The organism is Rhodopila globiformis (genome assembly GCF_002937115.1).
Taxonomy (GTDB): domain Bacteria; phylum Pseudomonadota; class Alphaproteobacteria; order Acetobacterales; family Acetobacteraceae; genus Rhodopila; species Rhodopila globiformis.
Genome location: NZ_NHRY01000141.1, coordinates 1 through 3,307 on the forward strand (window position 1 = coordinate 1; position 3,307 = coordinate 3,307).

Annotated in this window: 4 protein-coding genes and 2 pseudogenes; 2 read left to right on the forward strand and 4 right to left on the reverse strand. The window is 65.9% G+C overall.

From position 1 onward, the window contains the following. From CCS01_RS34660 to CCS01_RS14215, 3 genes and pseudogenes are all read right to left on the reverse strand, one after another. A pseudogene (locus tag CCS01_RS34660) lies at positions 1-224 on the reverse strand (hypothetical protein); the annotation flags it as partial. A gap of 329 nt (positions 225-553) precedes the next feature. Beyond that, on the reverse strand, positions 554-1,438 hold the full coding sequence (locus tag CCS01_RS14210; protein ID WP_104519471.1) for a hypothetical protein: 885 nt from the start codon (positions 1,436-1,438) through the stop codon (positions 554-556). A 142-nt stretch (positions 1,439-1,580) separates the two neighbouring features. Beyond that, positions 1,581-2,102: a transposase gene (locus tag CCS01_RS14215; RefSeq protein WP_204848273.1), complete on the reverse strand. Its 522-nt coding sequence runs from the start codon at positions 2,100-2,102 to the stop codon at positions 1,581-1,583. 94 nt (positions 2,103-2,196) lie between these two features. Between CCS01_RS14215 and CCS01_RS14220 the strand changes: the two genes are divergently transcribed. After that, positions 2,197-2,478 carry a hypothetical protein gene (locus tag CCS01_RS14220; protein WP_104519472.1) on the forward strand — a complete coding sequence of 94 codons (282 nt, stop codon included), beginning with the start codon at positions 2,197-2,199 and terminating at the stop codon, positions 2,476-2,478. 10 nt (positions 2,479-2,488) lie between these two features. Here the strand turns inward: CCS01_RS14220 and groEL are convergent. Continuing rightward, positions 2,489-2,743: pseudogene (gene groEL, locus CCS01_RS14225) on the reverse strand (chaperonin GroEL); the annotation flags it as partial. Between the two features lie 99 nt (positions 2,744-2,842). On the opposite strand from groEL, the gene CCS01_RS33705 reads away from it, so the two are divergent. Then, positions 2,843-3,181, forward strand: a complete 339-nt coding sequence (locus tag CCS01_RS33705) for a helix-turn-helix domain-containing protein (RefSeq protein ID WP_158258388.1) — start codon at positions 2,843-2,845, stop codon at positions 3,179-3,181. Positions 3,182-3,307 lie beyond the last annotated feature (126 nt).

Here is a 3,307-nt window from a genome sequence, read left to right on the forward strand (position 1 = left end):
TCGAGGCCTTCATCGCCTACTTCAACCGCACCCTCGCCAAGCCGTTCAAGTGGACCATGACCGGCAAGCCGCTCGCTGCGTGAGCGGCCGTCGAAATGGGGTTCGTTCTTCCGGCGAGGTGTACTAGCGCCAGGGCGGCGTTCGATGAAGTAGCGGTTGCCTACCGCGTCGGCGCCGACCTGTCTTCCCTTGAAGTAGGAGAAAACCCGGGACCCAAGGTTCATGTGCCGTTCCTCCATAACGGTTGTGTCAAATACAGCGCCGGCGCAAAGACATACCGCCTCGTTACGTAGATCATTTCACGTAATCAATGGGATCGTCCCGCTAACAGAACGGACTCTTGACCTGTACACCTATTTCCTGTGCTGGGGTGCATGCATTGCCGAAGGAGTGCCGACGTCTTTTCTTGCTCATCGTCCGGATCCGCTTATGGCCACTCTCCATGCTGTCCAAAGCACCAGCATGAAATCCAATACCAAAGCTCGACTTTCCGCCGGTCCTTATTTGATCCAACCGGTTCAGCGTCTCACCAAACAGCCCAGAATGTGCGGCATCAGGCGGCATAGGCGACGGTATCAACCAGACGCCGCAGCAGAGTAACCGGAATTTCCACGGTCGCCTGCCCCGGCCGGGACATCGATAATTCCGCCGGGCACCAGAACGCCCTGCGGACCGCGGCGATGGCGTCGCTGAATGTCGGCAGCGGCTTGGCGTACCAGGCGGCCGTCCGTGGCTGCGGCGCGGTGGCGGCATCCCCCATCAGCTCGCCAGCCCACAGCGTCACCAGTGAGAACAATCCGAGCAGCACCGGCGTGGTCCGGCGGATGGCCAGGTCCGACCACTGCCGCTGGGTTTCGGCGCCAAGGTGACGGCGCACTTCCTGGAACGTGGTCTCGATCCGCCAGCGCCAGACGAAGCGGCCGAGGATCGCTTCGGGCTTGTCGTCGAGGTTGGTGCTGAGGAAGGCCTGCGGCTCGCGTTGGCCGGAAGGATCGCGCACCAGCACCCAGCGGATTGGCGCCGGCGGCAGGCCGGGATGGTACCAGATCGCGGTGCCGGAGACGATCTCCAGGATACGGCCCTCGTCGCCGTACCATTCGTTCACCCACACCCGGGTCCACCGGGTGGCCGGATTGGCCAGCACCGCGGTGAGCTTGGCCAGGCGATGGCCCTTGCAGGCCTTCGGGCCGCGCTGGCCAGGCCGGCGGGGTGGGGGCGGGGCGAACAGGCTGGCGTCCAGCCGCAGGCGGGTGACCAGGCGGACGTAGCGGCGCACCGCGGCGATCAGCTCAAGGCTGGCGAAGCTGCTGTCGCCGACAATGGTGATGGCGCGGCCGGGCGAAGCTGCCCAAGGTTCCGCCGGCGACAGCCGGTGGAATGGCAGATGAGGGAGCCAGCGCCGGATTTGCAGGATCGCCTGGATCCCCTCGTCTGGCATTCCATCGGCTACGCCGATGGAACCTTGGCCAGCCTCGCCCAGCGGGTCAGCGGCTTGTGGCGCCGACCGCGCGCGGCATTGGCACGCTGCGAGGGCGCGAGGATGGTCAGGAACGGCAATCCCTCGTCTGGCATTCCAGCCGCTACGCGGCCGGAACCTTGGCCAGCCTCGCCCAGCGCCGCCTTGCCCACGGGATCGGCAGCACCACCGCGAGCGAGAGCCAGCGCAGGCCGGAGGTCTTGACGAAGAAGCCGCGCGAGGAGCGCACCGGGTCGCGGTAGATGCCGCGGTCGCGGATGCAGGGTCCCCAGCGCCGCTCGATGGTGTCGTCGGGGACGATCACCACCTCACCCTCGGGCAGCAGTTGGTCGATCAGGTGGCGCAGCAGCGTGCGTGCCAGCGCCCGCCCATCCCAGCGCGCCTCGCTCAGCACCTCGTGGTAGCGGCCGAAGCCCGGCTGATCCGCCAGCCCCATCACCCGCAGCGCGGCGCTGACGGTGCGCTGCCCCGGTGCCAGGGCCGCGCCGGCGATCAGCACCAGCACGCGCGGCCAGACCGCGGCGGCGAAGCCATCGCGGAACGGCGCCAGCCAGGCGGCGAGCAACGCCGGCACGGCGGCAGCGGGCGGTGGGTCGATGGGCGTGGGGTGAGGATCCGGGGTCATCGGCGGGAAACGCGCACGACGGCGCCGCAGTTCACACCACTGTGCATCCACCGTGGCGACGGGTAGCCACCGTACGGGTTATGGTGATGCCGGCATGACCGACCTGATCATCCAGCGCATCGAGCGCTTCGCCTTCCCGCAAGGTGCCGTGTGCGTTGAACGGCGCAATCGCGGCTACACGCTCACCCATGCCGCCTCAGGCGCGCCGGTGGCGCGCCTGCGCCCTGACACTGACGGCGACCACGTCGAGGTGCTCTACTGGTCGCTACCCACCGACCGCTGGTCACCCACCGGCCCATTCGGCCGCACCATCCTGCCGCTCGACCAGGCTCTCCGCTTCATCGCCGCCGAGGCCATCTTCTGGACGCTGATATGAGCGGATAAGAAATGAGGGGCGGAAAGTCGAGCTCAGCGTTGGTGATAAAATATGGTGACATATAGCCGCGATCGAACTGCATGCCCTCGACGACATCGAGTTCGGTCTGAATGCCTTTCGCTTCCTCGACGGTAATGACGCCTTCGTTGCCGACTTTCTGCATCGCTTCGGCAATCATTCGGCCGATTTCGACCTCGCCATTCGCCGAGACAGTCCCGACCTGTGCCGTTTCTGCCTGGGTCGTTATTTTCTTGCTGCGCTTCTTAAACCGCGTCTACTTTGGAACCGTTGGTTTCCCCTCTTGGCCAGGAATTCCGCCGTTCCCATATGGCGATCTTCGTCAGAACGAGGCTTTTTCAGATCAGTGCTACAAGTTGACCATCAGCGCTGGGGCCAGACGGTTGCGGATCTGCGTGATCTGGCCTTGAGCGCCGCCCATCCCCGCAGCCGCGAACGCTTCCTGGCCCTGCACGAGATCGCCGCAGGCAGTTGTGCCACGGCGGTTGCCGAACGCACGGGACGACGCGCGCAGACCGTGATGGGCTGGCTGCACGCCTACAACGAACACGGCCCCGAGGCGCTGACCTATCAGCGCACCGGTGGCCGCCCCCCCTTTGCCCCGATATCGCCGCCGCGCTCGGCGAGCAGGTTCGCGCCGCGGAATGCCAGGCGGCCAGTCCACCGGTCGCCGGCGCCGATGTAAGAATCTGTTTGTAGGGAGCATGAGCCAGTCAGTGCGACACCGATTGCAACTTGCGGTCGAGTTGCAGGTGGTGCACGGGAGGACGACAATCGGCGCTGATCACCGTCCGCACCAGCATCGAGGCCC

Bases quoted from the DNA above. Each gene is read 5' to 3' on its own strand.
- CCS01_RS14210 (WP_104519471.1), bottom strand. From the start codon at position 1,438: ATGCCAGACGAGGGGATCCAGGCGATCCTGCAAATCCGGCGCTGGCTC.
- CCS01_RS14215 (WP_204848273.1), bottom strand. From the start codon at position 2,102: ATGACCCCGGATCCTCACCCCACGCCCATCGACCCACCGCCCGCTGCC.
- CCS01_RS14220 (WP_104519472.1), top strand. From the start codon at position 2,197: ATGACCGACCTGATCATCCAGCGCATCGAGCGCTTCGCCTTCCCGCAA.